Raw genomic sequence first — 15,310 nt, forward strand, 5'->3', positions numbered from 1 at the left:
TTGATCCTCGGTAAGGACCACCTTCCAGAGCTACTAAACAATGGGTGGCGGCTGTATGCAGGTTAGTAGACCGGCGGATCAACGAAACCGGCGCACCCGAAAGTGCCCTGCGTACAGCCACCATTGAGGACAGACATCGAGATGCCTGACTGATAGGACAGCCATACGCCGTTGATCAAATCGGGCTACTAAACCCGACCGCTGATGGGCAGCGGCAGACGAACCTTAAAGCGCTCGTCCAAGGCGTACAACTCAGACGATTCTGTGTGTTGTGTAGGCAATAACGCAACATTCGGGACCGCTGTACCGTTCTCTTTCAGACTGTAAATTCTGGCAATAGGAAAACCCTGAAGAACGTTTGAAACCGGCACGCCCTCGCATCACTCTCCCCAGCCTTCGACACTGACGTGTCTCTTGCCAACCCGTATCCAAGTAGATACAGTGAGATTCTGTGAGGCCCCGTGCGTTATTCGATCCAGCAAACCCAAGCCTTCACTCAATGGTGCTCGGCAATTCGCGATCTGCGAGCAAAAATCACCATTGCTCGACGTATCGAGCGAGCCAGTGTGGGCAATCTGGGGGATTTCAAGGTGCTGGGCGGCGGTGTTTCAGAGATGCGGATAGACGTAGGTGCAGGTTATCGCGTTTATTTCACCCTGCGCGGCAGGGAGGTTGTCATCTTGCTGGCAGGTGGCGACAAGTCCTCACAAGAGGCCGATATCCGGCGAGCAAAAAAATTAGCAAAGGAGGTTTGATCATGACTCAAACACTGACGACATTTGATATGGCCGAGCTGCTCGACAGTGATGAGGCCATCAGCGAATACCTTTCTCAGGTGCTGGCTGACGGTGACAACGAAGAGTTCCTTCGCGCCGTAGGCTACGTCGCCAAAGCCCGTGGCATGACAAAGATCGCCACGGATGCGGGCGTAGGGCGCGAGAGCTTGTACAAGGCATTTGCCCCGGGCGCAAAACCTCGTTTTGAAACGGTTCTGAAGGTGCTTCACTCACTGGGCATTGATCTGTTGGCTCGGCCTGGGCATACCAGCAATTATTCGATTGTTTGAGGCGCACACCCCCGCTGCACCACCCACGCCAGCGGCAACGTCACCAACAACATGCCCGCCAATACCATCACCGCCACCGGCACGCCCAGTGCATCGCCCACACCACCAAACAGAACCGGCGCCAGCGCGCCGCCGCCGATCGTACCGGTGTAGAACACAGCAAACGCCTGCTCGCGTTTTCCCGCCGCTGCCAGGTCCGGCACGGCGCCGTACAGCACTGAGGAGGTGCCATTGAGCACCAACCCTAGCAGCGGCAGCATCACCATCAGCCCATTCAGCGGCAGGTACACGGCGGCAATGATCAGCAGCGCCGTGCTGGTTTCCGTCAGCCATACGGTTTTCATCATGCCGATGCGGGCACCGAGGTAGCCGCAGAGCAATTTGCCGAACGCGCCACCGATAAACAGCAGCGTCAACGCCAGGCCGATGCCGGCAGTTCCCGCGCCTTTGGCTTGCAGCAGAAACGGCAGGAAGGTGAGAAAGCCCATGCGCACGGCGCTGTCGAGCGTGCCGGTAAGCATCAGGGCGCGCAGGCCGGTAATGGAACCGGTTCCGCTGAGGGGTTTGGCTTTTTTTACAGAAGCGGTTTCGGACATTTGCGCAGGCACCAGCCACCACAACAACCCCGCCGCCGCCACGCCGAGCAAGCCCAACAGTGTGGCACTGGCGCGCCAACTGATGACGGTGAGCAGCAAGCCGACCAACCCCGGGATCAGGGTTTTGCCGATATCGCCGGAAAAGTTGTATTGGGACAAGGCTTGCTTGACCCCGCCGCCGTCCTCATAAGCATCAGTAATCATCGAAGAGGCTAATGGGTGTTGGGTGCTGGCGCCCAAACCGCCTAACAGCAACGCCAATAGCAGCATGATCAGCCCAGTGGCCTGCCCCACCAACAAATAAGCGACGCCAGCAAGCGCCGTGCCGCCCACCAGCATCGGCATGCGCCCCCATCGTCGGGCGGCGCGGCTGGCCATCAGCTGAAACACGGCCATCATCCCGGAATAGGCACCGCGCAACAGCCCGATCTGCGCGTAGGAAAGAGCGAACTGTGCCTGCCAGATCGGCAGCAACACGTAGATCACATCCGTGAGGCCATCGTGTACGGCATGGGCGCCGCACCCGGCGATCAGCGAGCGGCGGCGGTTTGAGGTTTCGCGGGCAGGCACAGCGCTGGTGTCGGTCATGATGCTTGGATCAACTCAGGTTTAAGGGGCTTCCAGCCCGTCAGGGCGATCAGCAACGTCAGCAGTTGAAAGCCGATAATCAGCGCTACACACCCAGCCCAGCCCCAGCGCTCCCACATCAAGGCGGGGACGATGGCACCACAACTGCCGCCCAGGTAATAACAGGTGAGGTAAACGCCCACGGCGCCTGCCTTGTTGGCCTGCGCGGTGGCACTGATGAACGCGTTGGCGGCGGCCTGGGCGAGAAAGACACCGGTCGAACTGAGCGCCAGGCCCGCCACGATGCACCCCAGCGACGGCGCCAGGGTCAGTGCCGAGCCACTGATACCCAGCACGGCAGCCACAGCCAGCAGCTCGGCGTGGGGCCGCGCTTTGCTGAGGCGGCCGGCGATAGGGATCACGATCAAGGCCAGCAGAAACACCATGTACAGCGTGCCCAAGGCCGCAGGCCCGAGGTTGAAAGGCGGTAGGCCAAGGTAGAGTCCCGCGTAGGTAAATGCCGCAACCTGGGAGAACAACACACAAAACCCTACGGCGTAGGCAGCTACCAATGGCTTGCGAAAAACGCCTGACGAAGCAGCCTTGACCGGTGCGACTCGCGGCGGGTTATCGGGCAGCAAAAACTGAATGAACCCACCGACCATCAGACTCAATACGGCCAACAATTCAAAGGCCTCGCGCCAGCCGACATATTCGGTCATCACGCCGGTGACGAAGCGCCCGGCGAACCCGCCCAGTACGGTGCCCGCCACATAGAGGCTGGTGACTTCGGTCACCGTGGCGCCGTGCCAGCGGTCGCCGATGTAAGCCACGCTGGTGGCAAACACCACCGGGATCAACATGCCTTCCACAAAGCGCCACACCAACACTTCGACAAAGCTGCCGGCGTAGGCGGTCATCAGCGCGGGCACGGCCAGTAACAGCGCGGTCACAGCGATGACCGTACGCTGCTGGAAACGCCCGGTCAGCCGGCCGACAAATGGCGCGGTCACTGCCACCGCCAGGGTGGTGACCGTGATACTCCAGCCCGCCGCCCTGGCGCTGATATGAAACTGCTCGGCGAACGTGGTCAGGATGCTCTGGGTGGCATACAGGTTTAGAAACGCCGCGCAGCCACACAGGAACAGGGCAAGACGGGCACAATGCAGGCGCGGTTTCATGAAACCTCTCGTTTTATTTTGTGAGGTCTTTATAGAATGGCCAGCGGGTCTTAAACCAATACCGAATTCGAACCGATCAATACCCAGGGATCAGGATGCTCGACCTACGCAAGCTGCGTTACTTTCTGACGGTCGCCGAAGAACTGCACTTCGGTCGCGCAGCCCTTCGCCTGCACCTGGCCCAGCCGCCGTTGACCCGGCAGATCTCGGCGCTGGAAACGGAGTTGGGCTTCAAGTTGTTTGATCGCACCAGCCGCACGGTTTCCCTCACCGCCCAGGGCCGTTCGTTCTTGCCCTATGCGCGTAGCGTGTTGGAACAGGTGGAGCTGGCACAGGTAATCGCCGGTAAATTGGCCGCCGGGACCGCCGGGCAACTGACCTTGGGTTACGTCAGTTCGATCGCGCTGTCGGACCTGTTCAGCCAGGCGATCCAGGCCTTCGCCCAGGGTTTTCCCGATGTGCAGTTGACCTTGGTGGAGTGCGCTTCCGGCAGCCTGGGCGCACAGGTGGCAGATGGGCGCCTGGATGTCGGCCTGAGTCGTCTGCTGCCGCAAAGCCAGGCCGTGCGAGCGCTGTCGCTGGGTGAGGAGCGCTTGTGGGCGGCGGTTTCCAGTGAAAGTCCGTTAGCCGGCCAAACGCAGGTGAGCCTGGCGCAGCTCAGTGCTTACCCGCTGATTCTGTTTCCGCCCGATTACGGGTCGGGGTTGAACCAGTCGATCGAGCAGTTGTACCGACATCACGGCGTGCCCCTGCGTGCGGGGCCGACCGGGCGGCAGATCACTTCGATCATTGCGTTGGTGGCCGCCGGGCAAGGCGTGGCATTGGTGCCCGAATGCACGCAGAGCTTGATGAACAAGGGTGTCACCTATAAGCCCATGGTCGAGGTGGATGCCTGTGCGCAGCTGTTGGTGCTGACGCCTGCGGCCAGAAAAAGCCTGTTGGCTGACGCATTTCTCGCCGTTCTCGCCCATGTCTTAAACAACGAGTAACACTTCGAAAATCCCCGCAATACCTCTCTAAGACGCCGTTTTCAAAGGCTCATACACTTCATTCAGCACTTACCGAAACGCCGGTCGTCAGCCGTCGGTAGGTAGAGTGTTGATAATTTATTTTCAGTGGTTATAGTCACCACCAACACACACCACAAGGAGGTGCTGTGGATAGCCGATATTTGATAGGTCACATTGTTGCGGATGGCTGGTACCTGGTACGCACCCGAGGCAGTCACCACCACTTCAAACACCCGACCAAACCGGGGCTGGTGACGATTCCTCATCCAAAGAAAGACCTGTTGGACAAGACCGCCAAGAGCATTTTGAAACAGGCGCTGCTGAGCTGAGCGCCCCTGGAGAGCAATAGACATGCTTTACCCCATCGCAATTTCAACCGGTGACGAGGACCACGCCTGGGGTGTGGAAGTGCCGGATATTCCTGGCTGCTACTCCGCCGGCGACGACCTGGACGACGCCATGGCCATGGCCCGCGAAGCGATCGAAGGGCACTTTGAAATCCTTGCAGAGGATGGCGCGCCGATTCCCACCGCTCAAAAAGTCACCCTGCACGCGGCCAACCCGGAATATGCCGGCTGCATTTGGGCCGTGGTTGATATTGATGTCACTAAATATCTGGGCAAAGCGCAGAAGCTCAATATCACCCTGCCGGGTTACCTGCTGAATCGAATTGATGAATACGTGTTGCATCATCCTGAAGAAAAAAGCCGTTCCGGCTTTCTGGCATCGGCAGCACTAAAGGTTCTGCAGCAGGAACATTGACTTAAGTAAATTCCTAAAGCGACGAAGACGACCTTCGTTAAAAATACGCACATATCTTACCCATGAGCAGAGCCAATGCGCGTGCCTGTACAAAAAACTGAGAGCCAAGTCGTTAGAAAGGTGGTGGGGCTGGTATTGATCATTCCACTGCTGTTACCGCTGACGCCAATCCCTTTCGGCCTGAGGAGCCTGGCGTCGATAGCGGCTCTGGCGGGATCCATCTATGGCGTCTGGTATTCAAGGCAGAACGCCAGCCGAGGCATCACACTCTGCGCAACCGCACTTGCGCTACTTAACCTCGGTTCATGGGTAGCACTGTCGACGCCCTCGATCGTCTGGTTCATCTATTTCGTCGCTTGGGCCTATGGTTCCGGTAACTGGATTCACTGGAGCATTTAGTCCCAGTAGAATTTGACCGCAAGAAACTGGGTTTCCCAACCGCCCACAAGGTGGATAGTGGCCCCCTACATCGTCAAGGAGCCCGCTCATGCCCTACCAATACAAGCTCATGCCTTCCCCCGTCGGCCAGCTCACCCTGGTGGCGCGCAACGGCAAACTCAGCGCCATCCTGTGGGAAAAAGAACGCGCCAATCGCGTGCGTCTGGGCGAGTTGCATCTAGCCGACGACAGCCCGGTGTTATTGGAAGCCGAGCGCCAGCTACGGGAATACTTTACCGGCACCCGCAATCAGTTCGATCTGGCGTTGGACTTCGACGGCACCGATTTCCAAAAACAAGTCTGGCAGGCACTGCTGACCATCCCCTTCGGCGAAACCCGCAGCTACAGCCAGATTGCCCAGCAGATCGGCAACCCCAAGGCCGTGCGCGCGGTAGGCGCAGCCAATGGCCGCAACCCCATCTCGATCGTCGCGCCCTGCCACCGGGTGATCGGTGCTTCGGGCGGGCTGACCGGGTTTGCCGGTGGGCTTGAGGCCAAGCAGTATTTGCTGGCGCTTGAGGATCGCGGCCAGGCAAAGCTGGCCCTCTGATTACGCGTCTGCAAGGGCGTCACGGGTAAAGGCCTGGCACTCGTACAAAGGTTCGAAACCTAGTTGCCGGTACAGCGCGAAGGCACCCTGCGAGGCTTCTAGAAAGCATCGCAGGGCCCCGAGGCTCGACGCGTGCAGCAGAGCGGCATGGATCAATCGAGTGGCGTACCCTCTGCCACGCAAGCCCATGAGTGTGCCGATATCGCTAAGCCGGGCCTCACCATCACACAGGGACAGCACCAGCGAAGACCTTACCTGCCCCTCATCGGACAAGATGAAGTGGTAAAGCGCCTCACCCGCGTCCAGGGCCCGCTGGTGGCGGACCTGATAACGCGCAACCTCCTCGGGCAGCCTCATGAACGCACTGCCAAAGGGCTCAGCCCAATCGTTCATGTTCCGCGTGAGCTGGACCTGCACACCGCTCTCGCCCACCCATGGCGCCAGGCACGCCAGGTCACCCACCATCGCGGTGGTCTTTTCGACCGGCTTAAAGCCGTGTGCCAAAAACACCTCACCCAGCGCTTCGACCTGTTCCTCATGGATCACCACGCGTATTGCCTGCGTGGTACGCCGGATAAGCTCCAGCGGTGCGGCCAAAGCGTTATCCAGCAAAGTGCTGCCAACCCGGATAAACAACAAATTGAACGGGCTGAAATACTCATCCGTGAAATAAGCATTGATGCCGCCGCTGTATCGACGATGCGTTGGGCACACCGCGGCAAAAAAATGCTCTTCGGTTTTACCGTAGAGCGTGGGCAAATCGCAGGCGGCGTTAGCGTGCATGGGAGAACATCCGGATAAAAAAAACCAGTCTTGCTCCCGCCATTCAAAGGCGCAGTAGGCCAATTCCTAAGATAGCCGGAGGAAAAAGCACGGCATTGTTCTAACCCTAAAATGTAAAAAGAAATTTCGAAGCGGGCCTGCGGTCCATAATTTCATCACCCTCCGGTCAAGGAAAAACGGTCATGAAATTCTCTGCAGTCTCCCAATCTCTGTCCCGCTGGGCAGGCAGTGCCCGCACGTTCTACGTGGCTGTCGCACTGATTTTCCTGTGGAGCCTCAGCGGGCCATATTTCCACTACAACGACACCTGGCAACTGATCATCAATACCTCGACCACCATCATCACCTTCCTGATGGTGTTCCTGATCCAGAACACGCAAAACCGCGACAACGACATCCTGCATATCAAGATCGACGAGTTGCTGCGCGTCTCCAAGGATGCGCAAAACGCCGTGCTGAGCCTCGATGGCCTGGACCGTAAGGAACTGGAAAAACTGCGCAGCGAATACCGCAGCATCGGCGCCGCAGGCAATGTCAGCCTCAACAGCAGTTGCGGCGAAGTAGTCGACGATGCGGTGACCAACAAAACCGATCTGAACCAGGCATAAAAAAACGGCGGTTGGAGAAAGTCCAACCGCCGTTTTCTATCTCAAGTGACGGACTCAACCGTCGCCTTGATGACCTTTGCCATAGGTTGACGCCAAGGCACGGGCCTTTTGCAGGCGCTCCTCCAGCTTGGGCAGCGTTTCATCCACCAGCGCTTTGATTTCCGGCACATCCGACGCCGCGCCTTCCTGTTTGAACAGGGCAATGGCGTCTTCGTTTTCCTTGACCTGTTGCGCGGTGTAGGCCGCGTCGAAGGAGTCGCCGTCCTTGAGTTCGGGCATCAAGGTTTCGGCTTTATCGACGATCTTCTCGCGCGGGGCCACCGGCAAGTCGAGTTTCTTGGCGATGGCTGCCAGGTGCTGGTTAGCCTGGGTGCGTTCGTTGATCACCTCGATGGTGTAGTCCTTGATTTCCTGGGACGAGGTTCTGGCGTGGGCCATGCGACTGGTTTCGATATCGGCCATCCCTTTGGCCGAAGCCTGCTCGATGAATTCAGCAGGCGACTGGGCGAAAGCATTGCTGGCGCCGAGGCCCAGCAGCATCGCGAAACTGGCGGTGCGTAACCGGATAGCCATGCGGCTCATGATGGGTTCCTCCAGGTCAAAAATAGGTGCGGGAACAGACGCCCCGCCCTGAATTCGAATTTTCAGGGCGGCAAAGGTTTAGAAAAAACTCGCCAGTGCGACGAACGGTCGTGCTGTATCAGGCCGGTTTGCTGCCAAACAGGCCCGGCAACGCATGCGCCAGGGCATTGATGGCGAAGCCGATAAACATCACGCCACAGAGTTTGGTGATAAGGATTTCATGGCGCTGATACACGGTGCGCACACGTTGGGCGCCGACCACGCCGATCAGAATGGCATAGGCCAGCAGGCCACCGATAAAGCTCAGGAAGATCAACGACGGCAGCATCGCCCACGTCAGCAACTCGGCACGGCTGGACAACAACGCGGTGAAGGTCGCCACGGCCACCGGGTAAGCCTTGGGGTTGGTGAGACCGAACACAATGCCGTGCCAGAACGGGTGCCGCGCCGCGCCCTGAGGTGCATCGCTGCTGCGCCGCTGGGTACGGATCGCACGCCAGCCGAGCCAGAACAGGTATAAACCGCTGAGCACGCCCAGTGCATCAAAGGCTGTGCTGCCCACTTCCCGCGCGCCCACGATGGCAATCAACGCCGTGCTGCACCACACCACGTCACCGAGCAAATGCCCGCACAAAAAACCCGCCCCGGCACGGCGACCACGGGCAGCGCCGATACCGAATACGGCGAGCACGCCCGGACCGGGCGTAATGCCATAGATAAAACCCGAAGCAAGCACGGCGAACAGCAGGGATAGGGTCATGGGCGCGACTCTGATAGACGGTGATGAGGTGGATCGATTCTGCACGTTCCGCCGCTACGGGTAAAACTTCATTCCTGCATAAGGCTTGGCGCGACAGGCCTGCAAACGTGAGGCCAGATCGCCGACGTGGGCTTCGAGCTTGTGGCCATCGGGGTCGAGAAAGTAGAACGACGCGCCTTCACTGCGGTTGTCGCGCCATTCCCGCACCTGCGCAGCGCGCAGGCGCGCCACCAGCGCCGCAAAATCACCGGTATCGGCGGTAAACGCGTAGTGCGTGTATTCAGCCGCAGGCTCTGGCGAGCGCAATGGGTCGAGGGACAAGCACAGCCATAAACCGGGTAGGGACAAATAGGCGCCGCCGTCCCAGGTCGCATCGAGCCGAAGTTGCAACAATTGATGGTAGAAGCCGATGCTGCGGTTCAGGTCGGTGACGGCAAGGGTCAGGTGGTTAAGGCCGCAGAGCATGGAATGTCCTTTTATCTATTCACCCAGTGACGAACGGGGCAAACCGTTTTTGCGATGACGATGTAGTATGTTGCACTACACATCACTACATCGAGGCTCTTATGTCTGTTATGTCTCTACGCATACCGGAAGACGTCGCCGACACGCTTGCCAGTCTCGCCAAGGCGACAGGGCGCAGCAAATCCTTTCTAGCCGTAGATGCATTACGCGAATACCTGACGCGTGAGGCCTGGCAAATAGAGGAAATTCAAAAAGCATTGAAAGAAGCTGATGCGGGCGACTTTGCGACAGCGGCCGAAGTAAAAGCAGTCGCCGATAAATGGCGTAACAATGCAGGTTGATTGGCTGAGGGCTGCCCTCAGGAATCTTGACGATGAAGCGGCCTACATTGCCGAAGAAAACCCGAAAGCTGCCCATGAGTTCGTGCAGGCGATCTTGACCGGGCTTGAACATGTCGCTGAATTTCCGGCAATGGGCAAAGAAGGCAGAGTGCCCGGCACGCGCGAATGGGTAGTGCCCCGATGGCCCTATATCGTTCCCTACCGTATTCGAGATGGCCGGTTACAGGTGATGCGAATTTTTCATACACGCCGCCAGCCACCCGCTTCCTGGTAGCCACGGTTCAGACGGACAATACACCCTGCACCTGCCCCATCAACCACTGCAACCCCGAATCCCCGCCCCGCCGCGCATGCCACGCCAACTCAAACGCAAACGAAGGGATATGAAACGGCGGCGGCACAGCCAGCAGGTGCTGCTGATCGATGTTGAGCAAGCCTCTGGATGACACCGTCAAAATCAGGTCTGTGCCCTGGATCAACTGCGGTGCCACGCCCCAGTGCGGCAGGCTGATCGCCACATGCCGGCGCTCACGAATTGCCGTCAACGCCCGTTCGATCTCCGGGGTGCCACTGCCGCGCATTTCCAGCAACACATGCGGACGCGACAGGTAAGCGGGCAGATCGAGCACGCCGTTTTTCGGCAGGCTTTCGCGGTCAATCAGGCAGGTGTAATGCTCTTCGAATAACGGCGTGGTGCGCAGTTCGGCGGGCATGTCGGGGAACACCCCGGCGGCCAGGTCGAGGTCACCATTGAGCACGCCATCGACCATGCCTTCGCGGCTGGCCTGGACGATTTGCAGGTCGATGCCAGGCGCTTCACGGCGCAAGGTGCGGACCAGCCCCGGCAGGAAAATCGCCGCGCTGTAGTCCGACATCGCCACACGAAACCGGCGCTTGGCCGATGCTGGATCAAACCGGTTGGGCGCCAGCAGCGCCTGCACTTGGGCCAGGGCTTCGGCCAGTGGCGCGGCCAGCTCCAGGGCGCGGGCGGTCGGCACCAAGGCACCGCCCTGGCGCACCAGCAATGGGTCACCAAGCAGATCACGCAAGCGCGCCAGCGCATGGCTGACCGCCGGCTGGCTCAGGTGCAGGCGCTCGCCGGCGCGGGTGACGTGTTGCTCGCTGAGCAAGGCGTCGAGGATCACCAGCAGGTTGAGGTCGATGCGACGCAGGTCATTCATCAGCTGCATGCTCAGCATAAGAACTTGGAATTTAAATTTGCGCGACGAATAGCCTAGAGTCCAGCAAAACCTCTGGGAGAACTGAGATGACGACGTTGCATTGGGTAGGTCTGTTGGCACTGGCGGTGATCGCCGGCGCGGTGGTGCCGTTTCAGAGTGCGATCAACGCAAGCCTCGGGCGCGGGCTGGGGCACCCGTTGTGGGCCACGCTGGCGTCACTGCTGGTGAGCAATATTGTGTTGCTGCCGGTCATCATCGCGCTGCGCCTGCCCTTGCCGAGCCTGGCCTTTATCACCAAGGCGCCGCTGTGGATATGGGCCGGAGGCGCGTTTGGCGTGTGCTTTATTTCGCTGGCGCTGATGTTGCTGCCCAAGCTCGGCGCGTCAGGGTTTATTGCGCTGGCCATGGCCGGGCAGATTCTCGCTTCGCTGCTGCTCGATCACTTTGGCCTGTTCGGCCTGATGGAACGCCAACTGACAACGCCCCGCGTGCTGGGGGCGTTGTTGTTGATTGGCGGGGTGGTGTTGATTCAGTTCAGCGCCACACCGGCCCGCGCCCTTGCCACGGCAGGCTGATCAGCCCCTGTCGAGCGTGCGCAGTTTTTGTGGCAAGCCCCACAGCAGCAGCGCCGCCGCCAACAGCGCACACACGCCGATCACATACAGCGCCGGCGTGGTGCTGCCGGTGAGGTCCTTGATGCGCCCCACCATCACCGGGCTGACAATACCGCCGAACTGCCCGAGGGTGTTGATCACCGCAATGCCACCGGCCGCACCCGCACCGGCGCCAGCCAGCAATTTGGGCGGCAGCGTCCAGAAGGTGGGGATCGAGGCAATGATGCCCGCGCCCAACAGGCCCAGGGCGATGATCAGGAAGGTGGTGTGGTCGGCAAAGATCCCGGCGCAGAAGAAGCCAATGGCGCCCAGTACCACCAGGCCGCAGACAAACTTGCGGCGCTCACCGGTGGCGTCCGACAGTCGCCCGATCACCACCATGCTGATCGCCCCGCACACATAGGGAATGGCGGTGAGCAGGCCGATCATCACCGGGCTCTGGGTGCCGGCACTGCGGATCAACTGTGGCGCCCAGAAGTTGAGGCCGTAAGACGCCACCTGGATCAGAAAGTAGATAAACCCAAGCATCAAAAACCCTGGAATGCGGATCGCCGAGAGCAACGAGCCACCGTGCGCGTTCGGCTCATGCTTGGCGATGCGACTCGACAGCAGGGTTTTCTCGGCAGGCGTCAGCCAATGCGCGTCTTCAATGCGGTCCTTGAGCAAGGTCAGCACCAGAAAACCCAGGCCGATGCAGGGCAAGCCGCCGAGCAGGAACAGCCAGTGCCAGCCGCGCATTTGCAGTACGCCGTCGAGGTGTTCCAGCACCAGGCCGGAAAATGGCGCGCCGACTAAACCGGCGAAAGCCGAGGCCAGGAACAGCATCGAGGTGATGCGCCCACGAAAGTGCTGCGGGAACCACAGCGTCAGGTAATACAGCACGCCAGGCGCAAACCCCGCCTCCATTGCGCCGATGATGAAGCGCAGGCCATAGAACTGCCATTCGGCGGTGACAAACACCATGGCCGCCGTGGCCAGGCCCCACGACATCATGATGCGCGCGATCCAGCGGCGGGCACCGACCTTGTAGAGCATCATGTTGCTCGGCACTTCGAACAGCACATAACCCACCACAAACAAGCCGGCGCCCAGGCCATAGGCGGTGTCGCTCAGGCTCAGGTCGGTTTGCAGCTGGAACTTGGCGAAGCTGATGTTGATGCGGTCAAAAAACGCGAACAGGTAGCACACCATGATCAGCGGCATCAGGCGCCAGGCGACCTTACTGACCAGGGCTTTTTCGGCATCGATTTCAGCGGCCGGGCGCACGCCGGCCTCTAACGTATTAGTGCTCATGGTTTCTCTCCAGCGGGCTGCTCACAGGCGCCCGATTGTTTTTGTTGTCTGGTAGCGCGTTACAGCGTGGCGATGTAAGCCGGTGGCGGGTGCAGGTCGCCATTGCGCCCGGCCTTGGCGACTTGGCCGGGCAGTTCATGCCCAAGCAAGGCCGGCAAGCGACGGGACATTTGCAACAGGTGCGGCAGGTCGATGCCGGTGTGAATGCCGACCTCTTCGCAGAGGTTGACCAAATCTTCGGTGCAGATATTGCCTGACGCGCCCGGTGCAAACGGGCAACCGCCGAGGCCACCCAATGCCGCATCAAACCGGCGGGCTCCAGCCTCGTAAGCGGCCAGCACATTGCACAAACCCAGGCCACGGGTATTGTGAAAATGCAGGGTCAGATCGCTGGCCGGCACCTGTTGCAGCACGCGCTTGACCAAACGTTCGACCTGTCGCGGATTGGCCATGCCGGTGGTGTCGGCCAACGTGATGCCCCGAATGCCCAACTCGCGATAGGCGTCGACTATTTGCAGCACGCGGTCTTCATCGATCTTGCCTTCGAACGGGCAGCCAAAGGTGGTGGCAATGCTGCCGTTGAGCCGCACCGGGTGGTCGGCGGCAAAGCTGACGATATCGCCAAACGCCGCCAACGATGCCTCGCAACGCATGCGCATATTCGCCAGGTTGTGGGTCTGGCTGGCGGACATCACCAGGTTCAGCTCATCGGCGCGCGACTCGATGGCGCGCTGGGCGCCCTTGAGGTTGGGGATCAGCGCCACATAAATCACACCGGCCCGGCGCTCAATGCCCTGGAACACCTGCTCGCCATCACGCAACGCGGGAATGGCCTTGGGCGACACGAACGAGCCCGCCTCGATTCGCGAAAAACCGGCCTGCGCCAGCGCGTTGATCAGCGTGATCTTGTCGGCGGTTTCAACCCACGTCGGTTCGATTTGCAAGCCATCGCGCGGGGACACTTCCTGCACGATCAGCGCGTCAGAATAATCAGTGATCATTGCACCACTCCCGCGGTTTTCAAGCGCTGGATATCGGCGCCGGTAAGGCCCAGGCTGCCAAGGATGTCATCGGTGTGCTGGCCCAGGGTCGGGCCTTGCCAGTTCACACCACCGGGGGTTTCAGAAAGTTTGGGCACAATGCCGGGCATCTTCACCGACACGCCGCCGGGCAATTGGGCATTGAGCAGCATGTCACGCGCCAGGTAGTGCGGGTCGCTGACGATATCGGCCACCGAGTAAATGCGCCCGGCCGGCACCTCGGCGGCTTCGAGCGCGCTGAGCACCTGGTCGATAGGCAGGCTGCTGGTCCAGTGGGTAATGGCCGCATCGAGCAGGCCACTTTTGGCGGCGCGGCCGTCGTTGTGGGCAAACTCCGGCGCTTCAGCCAGGTCGGCACGGCCGATGGTGTGCATCAGACGCTTGTAGATCGGGTCACTGTTGCCGGCGATCACCACATAGGCGCCGTCGGCAGTCAGGTAGGTGTTGGACGGCGCAATACCCGGCAAGGCGCCGCCGCTGCGCTCACGCACATGGCCGAGCATGTCGTATTCGGGCACCAGGCTTTCCATCAGGTTGAACACACTTTCGGCCAGTGACACATCGACAACCTGCCCCTCGCCCTGCCCGGTCTTGACCCGCAGCAGCGACATCAGCGCGCCGATCACCGCGTGCAACGAGGCGAGAGAGTCACCCAGGCTGACGCCAACCCGCGCCGGCGGAGAGTCGGGGTTGCCGGTGGTGTAGCGAATGCCGCCCATGGCCTCACCGATCGCACCAAACCCTGGGCGATCGCGGTAAGGCCCGGTCTGGCCGTAGCCGGAGATACGCACCAGAGTCAGCTTGGGGTTCAGCGCATGCAGCACGTCCCAACCCAGGCCGAGTTTCTCCAGGCCGCCAGGGCGCAGGTTTTCGATCAGCACGTCGGCGTCGCCCAGCAATTGCTTGATCAACCCCAGGCCTTCCGGGGACTTGAGGTCCAGGGCGAGCGACTTTTTGTTACGCGATTGCAGGTACCACCACAGCGACGTGCCTTCGTGCAGCTTTCGCCATTTACGAAGCGGGTCGCCCTGGCCCATGGCTTCGATCTTGATCACCTCGGCGCCGAACTCGGCCAGCATCCGCGCAGCGAACGGCGCGGCAATCAGCGTGCCGATTTCAATCACCTTGATACCGCTCAATGGCGCTGTCATGGGATGGTCCTCTTGTTCTTGGAATACGCAGCCAAGGCTAGAGGACAGAGGGAAGATAAATCCAACCGTCAGTTGGCAAGGAGCGTTCGCGAAATGCGAACGGCTATTGGGTGCCGGCGTCAGTCAGATCGCTATCGCGGGCAAGCCCGGCTCCCACAGGAGGAATGCGGCCCCTTGTGGGAGCCGGGCTTGCCCGCGATGAGCATAGGTATCTACACAACTTTTAAAAGCAGCCTATTTCTCCTGTGGCGAGCAGGCTTGTCCTGCGTTGGGCTGCGAAGCAGCCCCAAAAACAGACGCTGAGTACTTTCAGCAAAATTGC

At 60.1% G+C, this 15,310-nt stretch carries 21 protein-coding genes; 11 read left to right on the forward strand and 10 right to left on the reverse strand.

Annotated elements, in window-relative coordinates; translation table 11 throughout:
* Window positions 1-461: 461 nt before the first annotated feature.
* Both HBO23_RS28450 and HBO23_RS28455 read left to right on the forward strand, forming a co-directional pair.
* A complete protein-coding gene (locus HBO23_RS28450; protein ID WP_026013719.1) occupies window positions 462-755 on the forward strand; it encodes a type II toxin-antitoxin system RelE/ParE family toxin in 294 nt (97 codons plus the stop codon).
* Between the two features lie 2 nt (window positions 756-757).
* Complete coding sequence (locus HBO23_RS28455; RefSeq protein ID WP_017137300.1) at window positions 758-1,066, forward strand: addiction module antidote protein; 309 nt, start codon at window positions 758-760, stop codon at window positions 1,064-1,066.
* On the opposite strand, the gene HBO23_RS28460 is transcribed toward HBO23_RS28455, so the two are convergent.
* Window positions 1,051-2,250 (reverse strand): MFS transporter, encoded by a 1,200-nt coding sequence (locus HBO23_RS28460; RefSeq protein ID WP_170040592.1) that lies wholly within the window; start codon window positions 2,248-2,250, stop codon window positions 1,051-1,053. The genes HBO23_RS28455 and HBO23_RS28460 overlap by 16 nt on opposite strands.
* Window positions 2,247-3,410 carry an MFS transporter gene (locus HBO23_RS28465; RefSeq protein WP_017137298.1) on the reverse strand — a complete coding sequence of 388 codons (1,164 nt, stop codon included), beginning with the start codon at window positions 3,408-3,410 and terminating at the stop codon, window positions 2,247-2,249. Before HBO23_RS28465 ends, HBO23_RS28460 begins: the two co-directional genes overlap by 4 nt.
* Window positions 3,411-3,505: 95 nt before the next feature.
* Here HBO23_RS28465 and HBO23_RS28470 point away from each other — a divergent pair, with 95 nt between their 5' ends.
* The 5 genes from HBO23_RS28470 to HBO23_RS28490 all read left to right on the forward strand — a co-directional run bounded on the left by HBO23_RS28470 (window position 3,506) and on the right by HBO23_RS28490 (window position 6,170).
* Window positions 3,506-4,399, forward strand: a complete 894-nt coding sequence (locus HBO23_RS28470; protein ID WP_099548620.1) for a LysR family transcriptional regulator — start codon at window positions 3,506-3,508, stop codon at window positions 4,397-4,399.
* Between the two features lie 167 nt (window positions 4,400-4,566).
* Window positions 4,567-4,749, forward strand: a complete 183-nt coding sequence (locus HBO23_RS28475) for a type II toxin-antitoxin system HicA family toxin (protein ID WP_017736377.1) — start codon at window positions 4,567-4,569, stop codon at window positions 4,747-4,749.
* 22 nt (window positions 4,750-4,771) lie between these two features.
* On the forward strand, window positions 4,772-5,182 hold the full coding sequence (locus HBO23_RS28480; RefSeq protein WP_017137295.1) for a type II toxin-antitoxin system HicB family antitoxin: 411 nt from the start codon (window positions 4,772-4,774) through the stop codon (window positions 5,180-5,182).
* 75 nt (window positions 5,183-5,257) lie between these two features.
* Window positions 5,258-5,581 (forward strand): hypothetical protein, encoded by a 324-nt coding sequence (locus HBO23_RS28485; RefSeq protein WP_017137294.1) that lies wholly within the window; start codon window positions 5,258-5,260, stop codon window positions 5,579-5,581.
* 88 nt (window positions 5,582-5,669) lie between these two features.
* Window positions 5,670-6,170, forward strand: a complete 501-nt coding sequence (locus tag HBO23_RS28490) for a methylated-DNA--[protein]-cysteine S-methyltransferase (protein WP_017137293.1) — start codon at window positions 5,670-5,672, stop codon at window positions 6,168-6,170.
* Here HBO23_RS28490 and HBO23_RS28495 read toward each other — a convergent pair whose 3' ends face one another.
* Window positions 6,171-6,953, reverse strand: a complete 783-nt coding sequence (locus tag HBO23_RS28495) for a GNAT family N-acetyltransferase (protein WP_138452872.1) — start codon at window positions 6,951-6,953, stop codon at window positions 6,171-6,173.
* 182 nt (window positions 6,954-7,135) lie between these two features.
* On the opposite strand from HBO23_RS28495, the gene HBO23_RS28500 reads away from it, so the two are divergent.
* Complete coding sequence (locus HBO23_RS28500; protein WP_017137291.1) at window positions 7,136-7,561, forward strand: low affinity iron permease family protein; 426 nt, start codon at window positions 7,136-7,138, stop codon at window positions 7,559-7,561.
* A 54-nt stretch (window positions 7,562-7,615) separates the two neighbouring features.
* Here HBO23_RS28500 and HBO23_RS28505 read toward each other — a convergent pair whose 3' ends face one another.
* The 3 genes from HBO23_RS28505 to fos form a co-directional block, all read right to left on the reverse strand.
* Complete coding sequence (locus HBO23_RS28505) at window positions 7,616-8,143, reverse strand: DUF4142 domain-containing protein (protein ID WP_017137290.1); 528 nt, start codon at window positions 8,141-8,143, stop codon at window positions 7,616-7,618.
* 118 nt (window positions 8,144-8,261) lie between these two features.
* Window positions 8,262-8,903 carry a LysE family translocator gene (locus HBO23_RS28510; RefSeq protein WP_017137289.1) on the reverse strand — a complete coding sequence of 214 codons (642 nt, stop codon included), beginning with the start codon at window positions 8,901-8,903 and terminating at the stop codon, window positions 8,262-8,264.
* A gap of 54 nt (window positions 8,904-8,957) precedes the next feature.
* A complete protein-coding gene (gene fos / locus HBO23_RS28515; protein ID WP_017137288.1) occupies window positions 8,958-9,368 on the reverse strand; it encodes a fosfomycin resistance glutathione transferase in 411 nt (136 codons plus the stop codon).
* Window positions 9,369-9,469: 101 nt separating this feature from the next.
* On the opposite strand from fos, the gene HBO23_RS28520 reads away from it, so the two are divergent.
* Together HBO23_RS28520 and HBO23_RS28525 are read left to right on the forward strand one after the other, a co-directional pair.
* Window positions 9,470-9,709, forward strand: a complete 240-nt coding sequence (locus tag HBO23_RS28520) for a ribbon-helix-helix protein, CopG family (RefSeq protein ID WP_017137287.1) — start codon at window positions 9,470-9,472, stop codon at window positions 9,707-9,709.
* Window positions 9,699-9,983, forward strand: a complete 285-nt coding sequence (locus HBO23_RS28525; protein WP_017137286.1) for a type II toxin-antitoxin system RelE/ParE family toxin — start codon at window positions 9,699-9,701, stop codon at window positions 9,981-9,983. The genes HBO23_RS28520 and HBO23_RS28525 overlap by 11 nt, the downstream gene beginning before the upstream one ends.
* 7 nt (window positions 9,984-9,990) lie before the next feature.
* On the opposite strand, the gene HBO23_RS28530 is transcribed toward HBO23_RS28525, so the two are convergent.
* Window positions 9,991-10,908, reverse strand: coding sequence for a LysR family transcriptional regulator (locus tag HBO23_RS28530; RefSeq protein ID WP_170040593.1), 918 nt, complete (start codon window positions 10,906-10,908; stop codon window positions 9,991-9,993).
* A gap of 68 nt (window positions 10,909-10,976) precedes the next feature.
* Between HBO23_RS28530 and HBO23_RS28535 the strand changes: the two genes are divergently transcribed.
* On the forward strand, window positions 10,977-11,465 hold the full coding sequence (locus tag HBO23_RS28535; protein ID WP_099548617.1) for a DMT family transporter: 489 nt from the start codon (window positions 10,977-10,979) through the stop codon (window positions 11,463-11,465).
* On the opposite strand, the gene HBO23_RS28540 is transcribed toward HBO23_RS28535, so the two are convergent.
* From HBO23_RS28540 to HBO23_RS28550, 3 genes are read right to left on the reverse strand one after another with little or no spacing between them, the layout of a single operon-like run.
* Window positions 11,466-12,797: an MFS transporter gene (locus HBO23_RS28540; protein ID WP_099548616.1), complete on the reverse strand. Its 1,332-nt coding sequence runs from the start codon at window positions 12,795-12,797 to the stop codon at window positions 11,466-11,468. It abuts the gene before it with no gap.
* Between the two features lie 59 nt (window positions 12,798-12,856).
* Entirely contained in the window at window positions 12,857-13,798 is a 942-nt protein-coding gene (locus HBO23_RS28545) for a hydroxymethylglutaryl-CoA lyase (protein WP_170040594.1), read from the reverse strand.
* Window positions 13,795-14,988: a CaiB/BaiF CoA-transferase family protein gene (locus tag HBO23_RS28550; protein WP_170040595.1), complete on the reverse strand. Its 1,194-nt coding sequence runs from the start codon at window positions 14,986-14,988 to the stop codon at window positions 13,795-13,797. The genes HBO23_RS28545 and HBO23_RS28550 overlap by 4 nt, the downstream gene beginning before the upstream one ends.
* Between the last annotated feature and the right edge of the window lie 322 nt (window positions 14,989-15,310).

This window comes from Pseudomonas sp. WS 5532 (assembly GCF_012985445.1).
In the GTDB taxonomy this organism is placed as follows: Bacteria; Pseudomonadota; Gammaproteobacteria; order Pseudomonadales; family Pseudomonadaceae; genus Aquipseudomonas; species Aquipseudomonas edaphica.